This window comes from Fibrobacter sp. (genome assembly GCF_017545445.1).
In the GTDB taxonomy this organism is placed as follows: Bacteria; Fibrobacterota; Fibrobacteria; order Fibrobacterales; family Fibrobacteraceae; genus Fibrobacter.
The window spans coordinates 1-15,014 of record NZ_JAFWOM010000002.1 but is presented as its reverse complement, the minus strand read 5'-3'; the positions used below and the strand labels follow the sequence as shown (position 1 = coordinate 15,014).

The 15,014-nt window shown below is 45.1% G+C and carries 19 protein-coding genes and 1 pseudogene; 7 read left to right on the top strand and 13 right to left on the bottom strand.

All coding sequences use genetic code 11. The features are described from left to right. Both IKG78_RS20275 and IKG78_RS00155 read right to left on the bottom strand, forming a co-directional pair. Entirely contained in the window at nt 1–231 is a 231-nt protein-coding gene (locus IKG78_RS20275; protein ID WP_366074427.1) for an IS3 family transposase, read from the bottom strand. Then, a complete protein-coding gene (locus tag IKG78_RS00155) occupies nt 149–1,258 on the bottom strand; it encodes an IS3 family transposase (RefSeq protein WP_290937903.1) in 1,110 nt (369 codons plus the stop codon). The genes IKG78_RS20275 and IKG78_RS00155 overlap by 83 nt, the downstream gene beginning before the upstream one ends. Before the next feature lie 50 nt (nt 1,259–1,308). Here IKG78_RS00155 and IKG78_RS20270 point away from each other — a divergent pair. Beyond that, nucleotides 1,309–1,458: pseudogene (locus tag IKG78_RS20270) on the top strand (ORF6N domain-containing protein); the annotation flags it as partial. 191 nt (nt 1,459–1,649) lie between these two features. On the opposite strand, the gene IKG78_RS00145 reads toward IKG78_RS20270, so the two are convergent. Next, nucleotides 1,650–2,696 (bottom strand): Fic family protein, encoded by a 1,047-nt coding sequence (locus tag IKG78_RS00145; protein ID WP_290937899.1) that lies wholly within the window; start codon nt 2,694–2,696, stop codon nt 1,650–1,652. A gap of 37 nt (nt 2,697–2,733) precedes the next feature. Between IKG78_RS00145 and IKG78_RS00140 the strand changes: the two genes are divergently transcribed. Next, nucleotides 2,734–2,934 (top strand): hypothetical protein, encoded by a 201-nt coding sequence (locus IKG78_RS00140; RefSeq protein ID WP_290937897.1) that lies wholly within the window; start codon nt 2,734–2,736, stop codon nt 2,932–2,934. A 353-nt stretch (nt 2,935–3,287) separates the two neighbouring features. Next, nucleotides 3,288–3,680 (top strand): hypothetical protein, encoded by a 393-nt coding sequence (locus tag IKG78_RS00135; RefSeq protein WP_290937895.1) that lies wholly within the window; start codon nt 3,288–3,290, stop codon nt 3,678–3,680. Between the two features lie 213 nt (nt 3,681–3,893). On the opposite strand, the gene IKG78_RS00130 is transcribed toward IKG78_RS00135, so the two are convergent. Together IKG78_RS00130 and IKG78_RS00125 are read right to left on the bottom strand one after the other, a co-directional pair. Beyond that, nucleotides 3,894–5,228: an AAA family ATPase gene (locus tag IKG78_RS00130; RefSeq protein ID WP_290937893.1), complete on the bottom strand. Its 1,335-nt coding sequence runs from the start codon at nt 5,226–5,228 to the stop codon at nt 3,894–3,896. Nucleotides 5,229–5,402: 174 nt separating this feature from the next. Continuing rightward, nucleotides 5,403–5,852 carry a GNAT family N-acetyltransferase gene (locus tag IKG78_RS00125; protein WP_290937891.1) on the bottom strand — a complete coding sequence of 150 codons (450 nt, stop codon included), beginning with the start codon at nt 5,850–5,852 and terminating at the stop codon, nt 5,403–5,405. 111 nt (nt 5,853–5,963) lie between these two features. Between IKG78_RS00125 and IKG78_RS00120 the strand changes: the two genes are divergently transcribed. The 4 genes from IKG78_RS00120 to IKG78_RS00105 all read left to right on the top strand — a co-directional run bounded on the left by IKG78_RS00120 (nt 5,964) and on the right by IKG78_RS00105 (nt 8,720). Further along, nucleotides 5,964–6,380: a hypothetical protein gene (locus IKG78_RS00120; protein ID WP_290937889.1), complete on the top strand. Its 417-nt coding sequence runs from the start codon at nt 5,964–5,966 to the stop codon at nt 6,378–6,380. Nucleotides 6,381–6,462: 82 nt separating this feature from the next. Beyond that, complete coding sequence (locus IKG78_RS00115) at nt 6,463–6,915, top strand: hypothetical protein (RefSeq protein ID WP_290937887.1); 453 nt, start codon at nt 6,463–6,465, stop codon at nt 6,913–6,915. A 69-nt stretch (nt 6,916–6,984) separates the two neighbouring features. Next, on the top strand, nt 6,985–7,623 hold the full coding sequence (locus tag IKG78_RS00110; protein ID WP_290937885.1) for a hypothetical protein: 639 nt from the start codon (nt 6,985–6,987) through the stop codon (nt 7,621–7,623). A gap of 44 nt (nt 7,624–7,667) precedes the next feature. Then, the gene (locus IKG78_RS00105) at nt 7,668–8,720 is read left to right on the top strand and encodes a hypothetical protein (protein WP_290937884.1); all 1,053 of its coding nucleotides are present in this window, start codon (nt 7,668–7,670) and stop codon (nt 8,718–8,720) included. Nucleotides 8,721–8,762: 42 nt separating this feature from the next. Here IKG78_RS00105 and IKG78_RS00100 read toward each other — a convergent pair whose 3' ends face one another. The 8 genes from IKG78_RS00100 to IKG78_RS00065 form a co-directional block, all read right to left on the bottom strand. After that, on the bottom strand, nt 8,763–9,299 hold the full coding sequence (locus IKG78_RS00100) for a flavodoxin family protein (protein ID WP_290937905.1): 537 nt from the start codon (nt 9,297–9,299) through the stop codon (nt 8,763–8,765). Between the two features lie 84 nt (nt 9,300–9,383). Continuing rightward, nucleotides 9,384–10,448, bottom strand: a complete 1,065-nt coding sequence (locus IKG78_RS00095; protein WP_290937883.1) for a hypothetical protein — start codon at nt 10,446–10,448, stop codon at nt 9,384–9,386. Nucleotides 10,449–10,472: 24 nt separating this feature from the next. Next, on the bottom strand, nt 10,473–11,453 hold the full coding sequence (locus tag IKG78_RS00090) for a hypothetical protein (protein ID WP_290937881.1): 981 nt from the start codon (nt 11,451–11,453) through the stop codon (nt 10,473–10,475). An 8-nt stretch (nt 11,454–11,461) separates the two neighbouring features. Then, nucleotides 11,462–12,703 (bottom strand): hypothetical protein, encoded by a 1,242-nt coding sequence (locus IKG78_RS00085; protein ID WP_290937879.1) that lies wholly within the window; start codon nt 12,701–12,703, stop codon nt 11,462–11,464. Nucleotides 12,704–12,705: 2 nt separating this feature from the next. Then, nucleotides 12,706–13,287: a putative phage tail protein gene (locus IKG78_RS00080; RefSeq protein WP_290937877.1), complete on the bottom strand. Its 582-nt coding sequence runs from the start codon at nt 13,285–13,287 to the stop codon at nt 12,706–12,708. Then, on the bottom strand, nt 13,277–14,494 hold the full coding sequence (locus IKG78_RS00075) for a hypothetical protein (protein WP_290937875.1): 1,218 nt from the start codon (nt 14,492–14,494) through the stop codon (nt 13,277–13,279). The genes IKG78_RS00080 and IKG78_RS00075 overlap by 11 nt, the downstream gene beginning before the upstream one ends. After that, nucleotides 14,478–14,801: a phage GP46 family protein gene (locus IKG78_RS00070; protein WP_290937873.1), complete on the bottom strand. Its 324-nt coding sequence runs from the start codon at nt 14,799–14,801 to the stop codon at nt 14,478–14,480. Before IKG78_RS00070 ends, IKG78_RS00075 begins: the two co-directional genes overlap by 17 nt. Then, nucleotides 14,798–15,014: hypothetical protein (locus tag IKG78_RS00065; RefSeq protein WP_290937871.1), on the bottom strand; the 217-nt coding region annotated here is incomplete at its 5' end. The genes IKG78_RS00065 and IKG78_RS00070, both read right to left, overlap by 4 nt.

Sequence of the window (15,014 nt, the reverse complement as noted above, 5' to 3'; positions counted from 1 at the left end):
TTAGACAGATTGTTTGTCCAAATATAGTTTCCGATAATCTGTTGGATTCATTCCGTTGAGTCCGACCTTTATCCGTTTCGAGCAAAACCATTCCAGATATTTTTCAAGTTCAGCCTTGAACTCTTCCTTGTTGACTTTTCTCCAATTTCTACTGTAAAAAAATTCGTTCTTGAGTACCCCGAAAAAGCCTTCGCAGGCGGCATTGTCGGGAGTGTACCCCTTCCTTGACATGGACCGCGTCAGGAGATTCCCCGATCGTCCAGCACACTGGCGCTCCGTCGAAGCAGTCGATAATCGGCGACAGGTAAACCTTGCCGTCATGCAAGGGAAATTCCGTTATGTCCGTCAGCCATTTTTGATTGGGGGCATCGGCGTGAAAATTACGATTGAGTATGTTGGGGACGGCGGGCGTAATCTCGCCCTTGTACGAACTGTACTTCTGCTTCTTGGGCTTGTAGACAACGAGGTTGCCGAGCTTCATTGCTCGTCTGACAACCTTCTCGGAAACCGTCCTTCCGGTCTTTGAAAGCTCACTGTGGATTCGCCTGTAGCCGTAGGTTTTATTGGATTCGTCAAATATGGGAACGAGTTCCTTGAGCAGCCGACGATCCTTGTTGCTCCGGTCGTCCAGGTGTTTTACGTTGTAGTAATAGACGCTTCGGGACATTCCCAGCGCGAGCAGGATATCCCTTAATTCGTAGCGGTTGCGTAAGGCGTTGACGAGCTGTGTTTTTTCCCTGTTCCGAAGGGCAGACAGGTCAACGCCTGGGTCTTTTTTTATTATGTTCAGCGTCTCCTTCAGTATGTCAACTTCCAGCTGTAGACTTCGAATCTTTTCGTTCAGCGCCTTCGCGTCTTCGGAAGAAAGATCCTTTTCTTTCGCCTGTTTCCGCTTCGTTGGTCTAGGTTTGTTCTGTAGTCCCATAAGTCCGTACTTTTTATAGTTCTGGTACCAATAATAGATACTTGCATACGTATATCCAATATCCTTGGCTACAGAAATCATCGGTTCGCCCATTTCGTAGCATCTGTGGATCGCGTCAAGCTTTACCTTGATTGGAGCATGAGCCGGATGTTCCGGTGTATTTGTCAATTTATAACGTTTTCTTTGTTCTTGGCGCGGCTGACCTTCTTTCTTTATCCACTTATATAGCTGTTTTGTCGATGGATAGCCTAAAAGCCTTACAGTCTTGGTCGCTGATTTCAGATCGTGAAAGGTTTCCAGGGCTTTGGCAATTTGTACTTCTGTAAAATGCATGATGCGTCCTCTAGTCGTGTCCAACTATTCGTCCGCATCCCCAAAATTGCACCGCAAATATCAGCACAATGAGCCGTTCCAATCCCTTCGTTTTTACGGAGCAAGGCATTTACATGCTCATGACTGTGTTGAAAGGCGATTTGGCGATACAACAGAGTATAGCCCTTATCCGCCTTTTCAAGCAGATGAAGGACTACATTGCGGCAGAGAACGCGCCGGATGTTTCTGCGGGGATGGTTGCCCTGGCGACGCAAAGACGCGGGCAACAAGATCACGACCATCATGCAGCTGGAAGATATCGCGAGGTATCGCGCACTGTTCGAGAGGCTACTGCGAGAGGGGGAATGATCACCGCTTTTACTTTTTTTCCATGAATATCCATGAGACGCCGTTACTTCCTCAAATACTTCGTTCCGCGCCCGGCGCCAACGGTCGTGACGGCTCCGCTTTTCAGCATCTTTCCCAAAACATATTCGACAGTAGTCGGGCTAACATCAGGGAGAATTTTGCATATCTCGGATTTCGATATCGGGAGAAGGCTATTCAATACGGTAGCCTCGATGCGAGAAGACTTGGTTATCTTGTTCGAATTTACCGTTGCAAAACGTTTGTCCAATTCTTGATAGCACTGGTAAAGCATGCTTAAAAAATGCTGGACAAACGGGAAATAGTCATTGCGACTCTCGTGCCAATTCACGGACGATTCACGCAACGATTCGTAATACCACGACTTGTTCTTGTTGATTTGTTCTTCGTATGAAATGTACTTGCCGACATCGTAGCCGCTCTTGTACAAAAGAAGGAGCGAGAGCAATCGCAACATACTGCCGTTCCCGTCCCTGAACGGGTGGATGCACAGATAATCAAGCATCACGCATGGAATCAGCAACAGCTTGCTTATCGAGTCATCAGCCGCGGCATCCATGTAAGCGAGTTCAAGTTGTTCCATCGCCTTTTGCGTTTCTATTGCACGCACAGGTGCAAAACGAATCTTGCGCATTCCCGACTTGTCAATTTCCAGAATCACATTGTCTTCGTTTTTGAACACGCCGCCGCGACTTTGGGCCACTTGCGCGAGGAGCGTACGGTGCAGAGAAAGCATGCTCTGCACCGAAAACGGAATATCGCTATAGCCGGTATGGATAAGCGAAAGCGCATCGCGATAGCCGGCGATTTCGGCTTCGTCGTGATTGAGCGGAGCGCTATTCTGGTTCACGATTTGAGCAATTCGGTCGTCACTGGTGATGATGCCCTCGATTGCGTTTGAACTTTTGACGGACTGAACCTTGGCTATTGATTCAAGTTCCGTGAAAATTTTCTGATGGGATTCCTTGCGGAACGAAGCCATAGTCTTTAACGACGCAATAGAAGACGTCGTATTGACCAAACTTGCGGGCAGAACCCCGTTTTTCAGGAAAGAATAGTCAAATTTATGCATAGCCCGGCCTTTTTCTGCATATAATATAGCACTTTTTATGCAGAAAACACGTAAAATCTGCATAATCATTCAATATTTTTATGCAGATTTCTCCATAAATATCCACGAGACTCCCGTTTTCGAAGCGCTTGCTTTCGAACGTGCGGAAGCCTTCGCGTTCATAGAACGAGACCGTTTCAGGAACATCGTCACTGTCAACCCGTTTTCTTTGGGCAAAACCGCTTGCGAACCCAAATGAAATATCAGTTCTTTAATCCGTTATCATTTTGGGATTTGTCATGAAATAAATTCCTTTCGAAAAACATATTTTTTTGTTTGATTTTTTTTACAACGAAAAAGCGAGAAAAAATAATCCCTCATGCAATTAATGAATGAAGGGACTAAAAAGTTCTTTTGAAAACTCAATGTTTAATTGATAAATCAAGGAGAAAATACACCAGAAATAATATTTGTGTACAATAGTAGCGATCCTGGAGTTTTTGACTTCTCGAAAGGACAGCATCCAGGCCAGCGACCTTATAAAGGCTCTTTACGAGCAAAGTGAAAACAAAAAAAACAAAAACAATATCCTTTCATAGGAGGTTATTTACTATGAGAAAACCTTTAATAGTTCCGATTAAATCTTTCCCCAAGGGTTGGTACCTTACATGGAGCGTTTCGTCTCAATGCTATTACAATGGTAATGTCCAGATTAAATCGGGCGGAAATGTATTACAGACAATTGAAAAAACAGACCATAGCTCAAATCTCCAGATTCTCGGAAACGGAAGTGCCCTTATTCCTTCTGAGGATATGGAGATTGTTATTACGTTTTATGATGGTACGGAAGATGAAGAAATCCTAGAGCAACATCAAGTAAACATGATCCTGAACAAGAAGGGCAAGCCTGTTGGCATCACAATCGGAATGTGCGTAGAAGATTCGTACGACCAAGACTTCAACGACTTCTTTATTTCTCTTGCCGGTTGGGAAAAACGGGGATAAAAGAAGAAAGACTATAATTCTAGCATTTGAACTGAACCCCAAAAGTTGGGCTGTCAAAAGTTAGGATAGTTTACGGCAGGATCTAAAATCCTGCCTCTTTTTTAACGAAACCAAACTTATAGCATCTCATTATAAGCCTAGCCTCACTTCTTCTCCATAAATATCCACGAGACTCCCGTTTTTCCAACTCCAATCCCTTGCATAGCAAAAAAACTAGTACTGAAATTCACCCAATTTTCCCGCATAATAGAGCGGCAAATTCACTAGTTTGTAAGGATTTCTACCCTGAGGCGTCACGGCATTTTCAACAGATTTTTTTCCACTGTACAAGCGAAGCGCAACCTCAAAGCCACCCTCGTCAATATACGAATGTAGCGACCGCAGCGAACCTGTCGCACCGCTCTTGACTTCAATAGGGACAACATTTCCATCTTTCACAATCAAGAAATCGACTTCGGCATTCGCCTGCTTCTTTTCGCGTATCCAAAGAGTCGGCTTGTGCAACACGTCACTCTGCGAAGCAAGCAGTTCCTGGCCCACGACATGTTCAGCAATCATTCCGTTGTACGCATCGCTCAACTGGACATCTTTATAATACACGCTTGAAAGCCCGAGCGCATAATTCAAAAGTCCCGTATCCAGAAACTGCAAACGCGGATGTTGCTTGAAATTTGGTACGAGCGGCAACTCATGCCCGTTCACCGGATAGCGCAAATAAAGGAACATCGCGCGCTCCAGAATTTTGAGAGCCTCGCCAATTTCCTTGGACTTGTAATTGCTGTTGCCAAAACGCTCGAACTTGATTCGCTTCCCTGTTTCAAAAGGCGCTGTTTCAATCACATGCCGAATAACATTTGCCTCCGTGGCGTTCTTCGCATACTTCGAAACATCATCCTTGTAAGAGGTTATCAAAGATTCATACACAGGATTCAGTTGTGACATGTCTTCCGTCTCGACATAACGAACAACGACTTCGGGCATTCCGCCCACAAACGAATACAGGCGAAACAGGGATGCAAGTTTGTTTTCCGCAATTTCGGGAATTTCCTTTTCGCGGTACATTTCCAAGACGGCATCTTCGCCCAACGCCGCCATAAACTCCACGAACGTCATCGGGAACATGTAGCGGTATTCAACGCGCCCCACCGGGAAACTGATCTTGTGGCGTTCCATCATCACTTCCAATAGCGAGCCTGCACCGACCACATACACTTCCGGCATTTCCTCGTAAAAATAACGGAGCTGCGCAACCGCCTTCGGCGAATTCTGGATTTCATCGATAAACAGCAGGACAAGCCCATTCGGCACTATCTTCTTTTCAAGGCAGATATAACGGAACAAATCCTTCACGGACAAATCGTTCTCGAAAAGATCACGATCAGCCTTCTTTTCGAGATTGAGTTCGATAAAGGTGTCGAAGCGCTTGCCAAATTCCCTGACAACCGTCGTCTTGCCGACTTGCCTCGCTCCACGTAAAATGAGCGGTTTACGGGCCGAAGCCGCCTTCCATTCTTCTAAATCTTGGACGATCGAACGATAAAACCCCATTTTTGCCTCTTTTAAGAAAATTTCGCAATATTGACACAAAGTCAGGGTAAAATATATATAATTTTTAATTAAAGTCAAACCATTTTTACATAATCATGCATACAGAATCAATTCAAAACACTTTTTTCCCCTCAAAAAAGCAAACTTCACAAGAAGAATCCCATAATTTCGTTCTTACTTTTTTTCCATGAAAATCCACGAGACGCCGTTTTCGAAGCGTTTGCTTTCGAATGTACGGAAGCCTTCGCGTTCGTAGAACGAGACCGTTTCAGGCACGTCGCCGCTGGTGTCGAGCCATGCGCGGATATGCGGCAACATGGATTGAATTTCACGCAACAGGATACGTCCGTAACTGTTCTTTTGGAATTCCGGCAGGACCATCAAGCGGCCAATGTATAGCGAGCCGTCTTCAACGCGACCGCGGACGGAGCCGATGATTTTCCCGTCATCGGAAAGCATCTTGAGCGTCGTATATTTCGGAAATTCTCCGCGGGCGTGCTCCACTGTTTCGGTCAAGTTCGGAGCATCAGGCCAGTTCAAACTTTCGGCAACAGGGCGAAACGCCTTGTACTGCAATTCCAAAAGCTCCGGAACATCTTCAATATTTGCAATTACGATTTTCATTTGGCGAATCTAATCTATTTAATCGGTTTCCCTCAAATTTCTATTGTTCAAAATAAAAAAATTTATATAAATTGAGAAACAGCATCAATGTTCTATTAGGGAGATTGTCGAATGAAAATAAGTTTTTTAATTCTTGTAGTTTGTGCTTTCTTTTTTTATGGTTGCCCTGGAGAATGCACCAGCGATGGTTACGACGAAGTCCAAATTGTGTCAACAGTTGAACTTGATTCCATTATCTCGAACATCTCGCCTTATGAAACATGTTCTGAAACACCTTTTTGTTACCAGCTTAAGACAGAAGAAAACAAAAAAGATTCCATAGAAGTAGAAGTATTTTCTTTGAATGATTCACTTCGATATTTAATTGAACATATAAATTTGAATGATATCTATATTGTCATTGATACCATTCCAATAGTTTCTTGTAAAAAATCTCATTGGCTAGCAGAAAGAGGGGACGGCCATTACAGAGTTGAAACCAAACGACTATATTCGTGCGTGTTCATCTATGAACCGACTTGCCAGTAAGCTCCTTTTTTATTCAGAACACAGGATTCATAAGTTTTTGAGTCCTGGAAAGACTTGAAAATACATTTATCGGGGGGACGAAATGTCAGATTCAATTTACAAGATAATACCCAGAAATCCATACACGAAGGTTTCTCAGGATAAGTTAAACGCCGCAAAGTCGTTTATTGAATCTGCGATTACATGCGATTCTGTCGATTTGGTAATCACGGACAATCTGAAGTTTATTGATTGTGGAAGCAATCTCGTGAATATAACGTGCCCTAAATGCGGAAAAGAAATAAGCTTTGACTGGTGGAATGAAGCTATGGATATCGCATGTGAAGATGAATTTAAAAAGCTCGACATTACCCTTCCGTGTTGCGGCGGAGCTTCGTCGCTGAACGACTTAAGATATGATTTTAAATGTGGCTTTGCTTGTTGCAGTATAAATGTTACGAATCCAAAAAAACTGATAGACGATGACGAAACATTGATTGAATCTATTCAGAAAATCTTGGATTGCGATATAAATGTGATAGTCGCTCATTACTAATAACTATAAAGAAGTATATATTTAACAACATAGATAAATGATTGATCGCAACGACAGAGGGATATGCGAATGGGAAACTGTAAAAATGTGGACGAAATAAAAACGTTGTTATCAAGCAAGAAAACGACCGACGTGAGAAAAGCCGCAAAGTTCTTGCAGAAAAATTTGATGCCGGAATTGGAAGATTTCGTTATAGATGCGTTGCAAAATGAGTTGTTGCGGAGTCAAAAATCTTGGGAAACAAAGTGTGAATTAATACACTGTATTGGAATTAATGATTATAAGAAAGCCACGCCGTTTCTCGAGTGCGTCGCAAACATAAATGAAGAATTCGATACGATTACGAATGTCGCTGGTAGAGCGTTAATCAGAGTCAAGAGAAAAGATAAATCAGACGTTTCCGAGTTGCTCAAAAGATTAAGCACCATGGGTTATTCTTTGGGATATGGCATGCTCGACGCTCTTGGATATGATAAAATGCAACCCAATAACGAAGACATAAGGACTATAATTGATGCGGTTTGGGATTTCGGGAAAAATATAGGAAAAGGATTTTGCGACCCCCGTTATGGCTTGGTGGCGGCTTGTGCGGGGTGGGAGCCTAGTCTCGTGAGAGATTTTTTGTTGCATTGCATTGCTACAGGTGATGTACCTGTTAAATATGTAGCGGAGAATTCATTGAAAGGCAAGTATGTAAAGCTGAGATAGAAGAACTGTAGAATTTCCATTTCAAGAATTAAGGACAAAAGATTATGGCAAAGAAACGTAAGACGCTCCCAGAAGATTTTCAGGAAATTATCGACAGCGGCGATATGGACAAATTCAGGGCGGTATTCGAGAAATGCGAGGTGTCCGCCACAGCACGCAGCAGAACGACAGAAAATGCATTTTCGTTCAAAGGTCTAACTGAGGAACACGTCGCATTCCTTGCCGAGAATGGTATCGATTTGAATGCGGATTGCGGTTGGGGCGAAACGCCAGCGACGAAGCTTGCTGACGACATGAATCTGCTGAAAATTCTAATCGCACACGGAGCCGATATCAACTTTGCAGCCGATGCACGTACCGGAAATGCGCTCTTTGCCAACGCACGCAATCACAAGGCACAGGCCGTGGAGAATCTCCTCGCATGCGGAGCGGATCCCAAATCCTGCGGCGGTTGGGATAAATTCACGGCCCTTGACGAATCTCTCTGCTCATGCAACAACGCGAACATCGTAAGCATGGTATGCATCGCCAAATCTCTGCTTGCGGCAGGCGCAAAGATTTCCGACAAGACCAAAAGCTTTGTCACGAAAATCGGCGAGAGCTTTGAATTCTATCGTTCGAAATTTGCACGTGAACGGGTAAACGAGTTCAGCGACGCTCTTGATGAACTGTACAGAATTCTCGACGTGACGCCCGTGCCGAGACGAGAACTCCTCAACGGGAAAAAGCCGATAACCGTGAAAAGTTCGACATGGCAAAAACAGTTTGACGAACTCTGGGAACTCCTTGTCCCCGGCAGCGGCCATGCAGACACGGTGCAGGGCGAAGTGATACGCGCCATAGGGCGTATCACGAACGAAATCCTCGATAATGGCGGAGCCAACTGGGACGAAGACTACAGGAAAATGGCGGCCTCGCTGCCAGCATATTTTAAAACAGCCGGCGGAGAAACTGCGGAAAAAGCCTGCGCTCTCGCTGAAACGATAAGCAACAAGAGCTGCAAGGAAACGCTCTATCAGCTGACCGAGTTGACGGTGAAATGGGTGCTCGAAAACAACGAGCCCAAAGCTCTTGAAAAAGTGGATTATAGCCGCTGACAAAGAATGCGGACGTAAAACGCGACCGCCATTTAGGCTCCATCAAATACGTTGTCCTAATTCTTGAGCCAGCTTTAGAGCGTCGCCGTTCTTGACATCGCCTTTGTCCTTTGCCCCACGCACGAGCACGCGGCCCATATCTTCTAGCTTGAAGAACTTGAGGCAAAGTTCATACTGCGTAAGGATGCTATCGAACAGTTCCGGGAGCGAGGCGGCACCCACCAAAAGCAAAGCCATCTTGTGGATGTGAAATGTATCGCGGATCGGATTGTGGAAACGATCGATGACTGCTTTCAGCTGCGCGCTCAAACCGTAAAAATACACCGGCGAAGCGATGACGAGCATTTCAGCATTCGCCATTTTCTCATAGACAATCTGCATGTCGTCTTTCTGGCAGCATTTGTGGTCTTCGCGGACAAAGCATGAATTGCAACCGATGCAAGGATTGATTTTATAATCGTGAACGGACACGACTTCGACATGGTGCTTTGGCGAAGCACCTTTGACGAACGCATCTACCAGCAAATCCGTATTGCCGCCCTTGCGCGGGCTACCTGAGTATAACGCGGCGGTTTGAATGAGACGATTTGTCGGTTTAAATGAGACAAAAATTAAAAGGTGTAACGAAAGTTACACCTTTTTGCTTGAATTACTATAGATGATTTAAATAGTAAACCAAGCAGATCCACCATAAGTATAAAACGTCATAGATGTTGATGTAATTACACATTTTGTAGGGAGAGTTCCTCCTGCGATAGCAGTATCGTTTGGCTTATTGAAAATACAGATTGTCCCCACAGCATCTATGAAATCAAGATTGTCATCAACATCGAAATTGAAATAGATTCCGCTTGCAGCATTCCCTGAGTCAGTTTGTTGAAAAAATCCCTTACCTCCCGCAAAGGACGATAGTAATTCCTTTTGCGGTGAATTAGAAGGAATTTCAAAAATATTCATGACTCCTGAATTAGTAGAGTACCCAAAAGATTTCCCGCCTGTGCCAGATGGAGAATTTGCTTCAATTTGTGCTTCTGTTTGGTTCGCTGCCATACCGACAAAAGCGGAAGATGAAGAAAGCCTCTGTCCGCAATCAATTGAAGGGGCATGAATTGGCATTATAAATTTGATTTCTGCAGAATCATCACCTTCAATCCTTGAGAAGGTTAAAAAATCATCATCAAATGAGGCTGTTATTCGTTCAATACCCGAATCACCAAATTTTAAATAATCTGTAGTTAAAGAGCTAAAAATTCCTGCTCCAAATATGCATTTAGCTCCTCCAGGTATTCTACGACATTCAAAGCAAATTTCATCATTTACTTGTCTTGTAAAAATTATAGCCATTTCGTCCTTGTACAAGGTACAAATTCGCTCGTTATTGCCAGGTCCCTTTTGGATATAAAATTCATCATTGCCCAATTCAGGAATTACGAATATCGCTCCTGTTATATTATCAATTTGCAATATCAGTTTTTGAGGAAATGCGGCTGCTCCATTCGAAATGATTGGCGTTACAAAAATTACAGCATTATAACCCCAACCACGAAGATCTACCGTATTATTCGCTCCCGAAACATGAATTGTCTTGCATTGTTGTTTTTCTGAATAGTTTGGCGGCAACGGCAAATGCCCAACCTCGCCGGGCTGTTTGCCGAAAGATTGATCCTGAAGTGCATTTAGGAACTCCGGAGTGATGATATCGCCTGTTTTAAAGACCTTTTTATTCATATTAAACTCCTTTTGAATAGGGTTTTATGCCGAGTAAAATTTGATACTTGGAGCGTGTGAACCTGCGAAGCAGAACTTATTGGCCTCCCACCAACTGAAATTTGTTGTTGGCGGATCCGTTTGAGGATTAGGCTCCCAATGCTCTGTGCTGGTCAGCATAAGATTTTGTGCCGAGCACAGGCTAGAACAAACGCAATTGGTATGGTTAACATCGCCTCGGGTCGTAACGATGAAACCGTAGGTTTTGCCCTCAACCATCGTAATAGGACTGTCTAAAACAATGTGCTGCTTATAGCTTCCGTCTGATTCTTGCGTGGTTGTCCAGCTAGCTGCGTATGTCGGCGGGGTACTAGACTTTTGCCCTGGTGCAACAGCAGGATCCATAGCAAGGAAATCAAAATCAAATGTTGTGGCAACGACTTCATTCATTTTATACACATTCGCCGCGTTTGGCTGGTTGGTCCATACATCAAACGAGGCAATAACCTTGCCAGCAACACCGGGAACAACGACAAAAAGGCTTTGATTCTTCGAATCCGGTACATTGAGTCGTCCAGAGTTGTCATTTGAAGAGCTTAGGCCTATACCACGATTTTCATACGGTGTCAAAGCATCGCCCGGAGCCGTGTATGTATTACTTATTGTCACATTCGCAGTGGTGTTAGCCGTTACAGTTCCCGGATTTCCAGTAATTGAGCCCTGAGCGTAACCAGCGGCAGCATCTGCTGAGGTTATGTCTTCGACGATAGTCAAACCTACACCATCCGGGAGGTTGCTGAGCGTCACAGTCTCGCCATGAGCGAGGTATCCGTTATAATATGCGTTGGCTTGAGCTATTGGAGTGCCGCCATCAACAGCATAGTTCACAGGATAGCCAAAGATTACAATCACGTGAAATGACCTAGTGGGGTCATACCCTTGGCCAGAGACATTCATCGTGAGCGTAAGCGAGCCGGTTGCTGGCGCTCGACGAAACGAGTTGATTCCATGGTGAGTGTAAATCATAGGAACCTCTACGATGCAGCTGCAGGGGCGACAAATTCAGCCATAGTCCAGCAATGGCCGACAACTGTAATTTGGTAAGTCTTTCCAGCTGTCATTACATTACCAGCATCGGCACTGTAGTTAAATTGAGATCCCAAAACAGACCAATAAGAATCACCTACTTGCGGTTTATTATGAACAGCACCTCCGTACACTTCTACAGTACAATCAACTGTCGGTGTCACTTCTACAACATAATTGCTATCATCTTCAGTCAACCATTCTTGCTGGGAATCATCATATTGTGTCGATTTGACAGCTAACTTTAGCGTAGCTCCGTTATAGCTACCGATTTCGTTTAGCGAATTGTTGGACGCTAGATATATACCATCGTTCTTTAACCCCGCTATGTTATTTGCATCGGGAATGATTAATCCAATTTCATCTACTGATGCCGCAAAATAATGGTTAAAACAAGCTCCATTTATACCAATATCCATCACTGTTACTGATAAACCATGGAAAGCACCTGTTTTTGTAGATTGACCGGACCAATGGTCTTTCGACGCAATAAACCGAACTTGATTATTCGTAGAATCAATATGCATCAAAGCATATATTCTACCCACAGCTCCACCAGAACCAACATCGTCAATAATCACAGGTGTTTTTCCCTGAGAAATCAGTGTTGTAAGTTGAGCATATCTAGGATCATCGGACAATGCAATTCGAACGAAGTCCGACACGCCCGCAGCTCCTTGCGGTCCTGTAGCACCAGTGTCTCCCTTGTCGCCTTTATCCCCTTTGTCGCCCTTATCGCCCTTGGCTCCGTCAGAACCATCGGCACCTTTGAGAGAAGCCAACCATTGAGCTTCTGTTCCTTCGAAGCCGTTATCAACGGCAATTTCATAGGCGGACTTGCCGTCTTCTCCGTCGGAACCAGCTTGACCAGCTGCACCCGTCGCACCGGTGTCTCCCTTGTCGCCTTTATCCCCTTTGTCGCCCTTATCGCCCTTGGCTCCGTCAGAACCATCGGCACCTTTGAGAGAAGCCAACCATTGAGCTTCTGTTCCTTCGAAGCCGTTGTCAACGGCAATTTCATAGGCGGATTTGCCGTCTTCTCCGTCTTGACCCGCTAAATCTTCCAAGGCAACATTGCCGTTGCCTATATTGGGAATTGCGACCGGGACAATCGCGTTCGCTTCGATTGCTTCAGCAAGCGTTAATGTTTCCAGTTCTGATGTTTTCTTATCCAGGGTTTCTTCTGCCATGGTTAGTTCTCCAATAAAAGTTGATTTCCGTTTTCAAGCAGCAAGGCCCCGCCATTTTCGAGCAACAGACGGCCTGCCGGAGGTGCTTGGAAAGTCCATCTAATCTTGGTAAATGGAATCTTTTGAGTTTCCAAGGTTCGAATCAGCAACGAACAGGATGATTTCTGTCGGTCGCAAAATACGGTCCAGGTGTATTGTTCATCTTCGTCATAGACTTCAAAGCCTGCACGGCTTAATCCTGCGCGGAACATTCTAGGCGGCTTTACGATCGTGATAGTAAAGCCGATAGACGCGGCCAAGCCTATGTAATGGCGTTCCGCAATGCCTGATTCCCGGTTAATTTCAGCCAAAAGGACTTGTCTGCGATATTCCAAAGTGCCCGTGTGGCTCAGTTCATACAGGTCTTCCCAGCGTTCAAGCGTTGCAGTAGCCGTGCTTGGGAAGATTTCAGGATAAGCGGCATCGGTATATTCCAATGCTCTGTCAAGTTCCTTGGCAACAGCGTATTCCTCCGCATCCATCTTGAGCGGGTAAAGCTGAGAAAAAGCCTTGTAGTGCGGGCTGTCAAATGGGTTAATCGCCATCTTCTACCGCCAAAGTTCCAAGAATGAACTGTTCTGTCTTATCATCGGGTTTCATGGCCGTCGATTGGGTCTGATATTCGCCGCCGTTTTTAGAGACCTGAACAGATGCATCCGAGCCGCCATTTTTGATGGCGTACACCACGATTTGCGACGGAATAAAGAAGTCTCCCGCCTTGAGACTTGCGAAATACTTGGTAATATCTTCCCGGAATGAGGCTTCGTCCAAACTGTCAAAGTCCGTAACGGCAACTTGCAGGGAAAGCGTAGTTTCCTTGGGCACATTGACCCAAATTTCACGCGGTGCAACAGGGCCTTCGTATTCACACTTGGCACGGATTGCCTCACAACAACGCATCGAGAGCGTGTTCGGACCCATCAGCATAAGAACCGTACCCACACCATAGAAGTTATCAAGGCATTTGGACGATGTAGGCGCTTCGTCCTTTTCGCTCGATTCGTAAAATTCAACACCAAAGCACTTTACTGCATTCAAGGCTTCCGTTTGCCACGAGGCAATGCTTTCAATAGACTCAAGCACCAACTTGACATATCTGGTGGATGTTTCGGTAAAGTTCGCCATAGCCCACCAATAGGCGGCATCAATCTTGCCGAGGCGATACCACTCCGAACCATCGTCAGAAACGAAAACACCGAAAGATGCGGGGCGGTTCGTGATAAAGCCTAGCCCAAGACCTATGATTTTCTTGGATTCTCCAAAATCGACAATGACGGTTTTGTTCGTATCAGAACCGCTGCAAGTAAAAGCCAGACTGTCGCGGTCGTGAGGTTTGACAGCGTTCGCTCCGCTCAAATTGGGCATGTTGCCGCTAAACATCGAAGATTCGATGGTCATAGCCTTGCCTGTAGAAGACGCTTCCAACGCCCAGCGTTCATAATCGCTAGGCTTACCACCGCTTTTCGGGTTGCGGAGGTATGTGATGATAAGCGTCAAGAGTTCGCTTGCCGTCAAGTTTTCGTAGTTGAGATTACGGTCGCTTGCCCACTGTTCAAGACTTTCCTTGTTCATCGTAGGCGGGAATATTTGGTCAACAGTCCAGTCCGTCTGCTTGTAAATCCCCCAAATGGCCGATGCGGTAGTTGCAAAGCGGATGTAGGTTTCCGTTCCTTGCGATATTTCAAGAGTAGGATTATAGTTGTGCGCATCATTCAGCATGCGCGTCAAGATTTGATCAACTGTTATGGACATCGCCAACCTCCACAAAACGAGAAAATTCAATAACATCGCCGTTATAAGCGACGCATTCCACATGCACCAAGAGTCTGTCGTTGCGGTCATATGTTGCAACGGCATTTACGCTTCTAAGGTGTTTGTAGTCCAACATCCATTGCAGAGCTTCATTGGCAAAGGATTCCGCTTGGCTCCGGGTGTTTTCGGATGCAGGAACACGGGCAAGTTCTTTGAATCGATGACCGAATTCGGGTTTCTTGAAAAGACTACCCTTGGCAATACTTAGCGACAGTTCGAGTTCTTCTTTAATCTTGTCAGTTTTCATTTTAAAGTCTCCGGGAACGGTGATGGGCTTGGCGGCGTGGTCGGCATAGTCTCAACGACTGTGCAAATCGCAGTTTTCAAAACATCTTCAATGGCACCAAAAAGCTTTTTGTATGGCTTTTGAACTTCCTGCTTGGACACCGCTTGCGCGTTCACCAAATTCGTGATGACCGTCAAAACAGCTGGTTGGACCGCTGCAAAAGTCGGCACGACC

Coding starts and splice junctions, on each gene's coding strand:
- IKG78_RS20275 (WP_366074427.1), bottom strand. CDS start 231: ATGTCAAGGAAGGGGTACACTCCCGACAATGCCGCCTGCGAAGGCTTT.
- IKG78_RS00155 (WP_290937903.1), bottom strand. CDS start 1,258: ATGCATTTTACAGAAGTACAAATTGCCAAAGCCCTGGAAACCTTTCAC.
- IKG78_RS00145 (WP_290937899.1), bottom strand. CDS start 2,696: ATGCATAAATTTGACTATTCTTTCCTGAAAAACGGGGTTCTGCCCGCA.
- IKG78_RS00140 (WP_290937897.1), top strand. CDS start 2,734: ATGCAGAAAACACGTAAAATCTGCATAATCATTCAATATTTTTATGCA.
- IKG78_RS00135 (WP_290937895.1), top strand. CDS start 3,288: ATGAGAAAACCTTTAATAGTTCCGATTAAATCTTTCCCCAAGGGTTGG.
- IKG78_RS00130 (WP_290937893.1), bottom strand. CDS start 5,228: ATGGGGTTTTATCGTTCGATCGTCCAAGATTTAGAAGAATGGAAGGCG.
- IKG78_RS00125 (WP_290937891.1), bottom strand. CDS start 5,852: ATGAAAATCGTAATTGCAAATATTGAAGATGTTCCGGAGCTTTTGGAA.
- IKG78_RS00120 (WP_290937889.1), top strand. CDS start 5,964: ATGAAAATAAGTTTTTTAATTCTTGTAGTTTGTGCTTTCTTTTTTTAT.
- IKG78_RS00115 (WP_290937887.1), top strand. CDS start 6,463: ATGTCAGATTCAATTTACAAGATAATACCCAGAAATCCATACACGAAG.
- IKG78_RS00110 (WP_290937885.1), top strand. CDS start 6,985: ATGGGAAACTGTAAAAATGTGGACGAAATAAAAACGTTGTTATCAAGC.
- IKG78_RS00105 (WP_290937884.1), top strand. CDS start 7,668: ATGGCAAAGAAACGTAAGACGCTCCCAGAAGATTTTCAGGAAATTATC.
- IKG78_RS00095 (WP_290937883.1), bottom strand. CDS start 10,448: ATGAATAAAAAGGTCTTTAAAACAGGCGATATCATCACTCCGGAGTTC.
- IKG78_RS00090 (WP_290937881.1), bottom strand. CDS start 11,453: ATGATTTACACTCACCATGGAATCAACTCGTTTCGTCGAGCGCCAGCA.
- IKG78_RS00085 (WP_290937879.1), bottom strand. CDS start 12,703: ATGGCAGAAGAAACCCTGGATAAGAAAACATCAGAACTGGAAACATTA.
- IKG78_RS00080 (WP_290937877.1), bottom strand. CDS start 13,287: ATGGCGATTAACCCATTTGACAGCCCGCACTACAAGGCTTTTTCTCAG.
- IKG78_RS00075 (WP_290937875.1), bottom strand. CDS start 14,494: ATGTCCATAACAGTTGATCAAATCTTGACGCGCATGCTGAATGATGCG.
- IKG78_RS00070 (WP_290937873.1), bottom strand. CDS start 14,801: ATGAAAACTGACAAGATTAAAGAAGAACTCGAACTGTCGCTAAGTATT.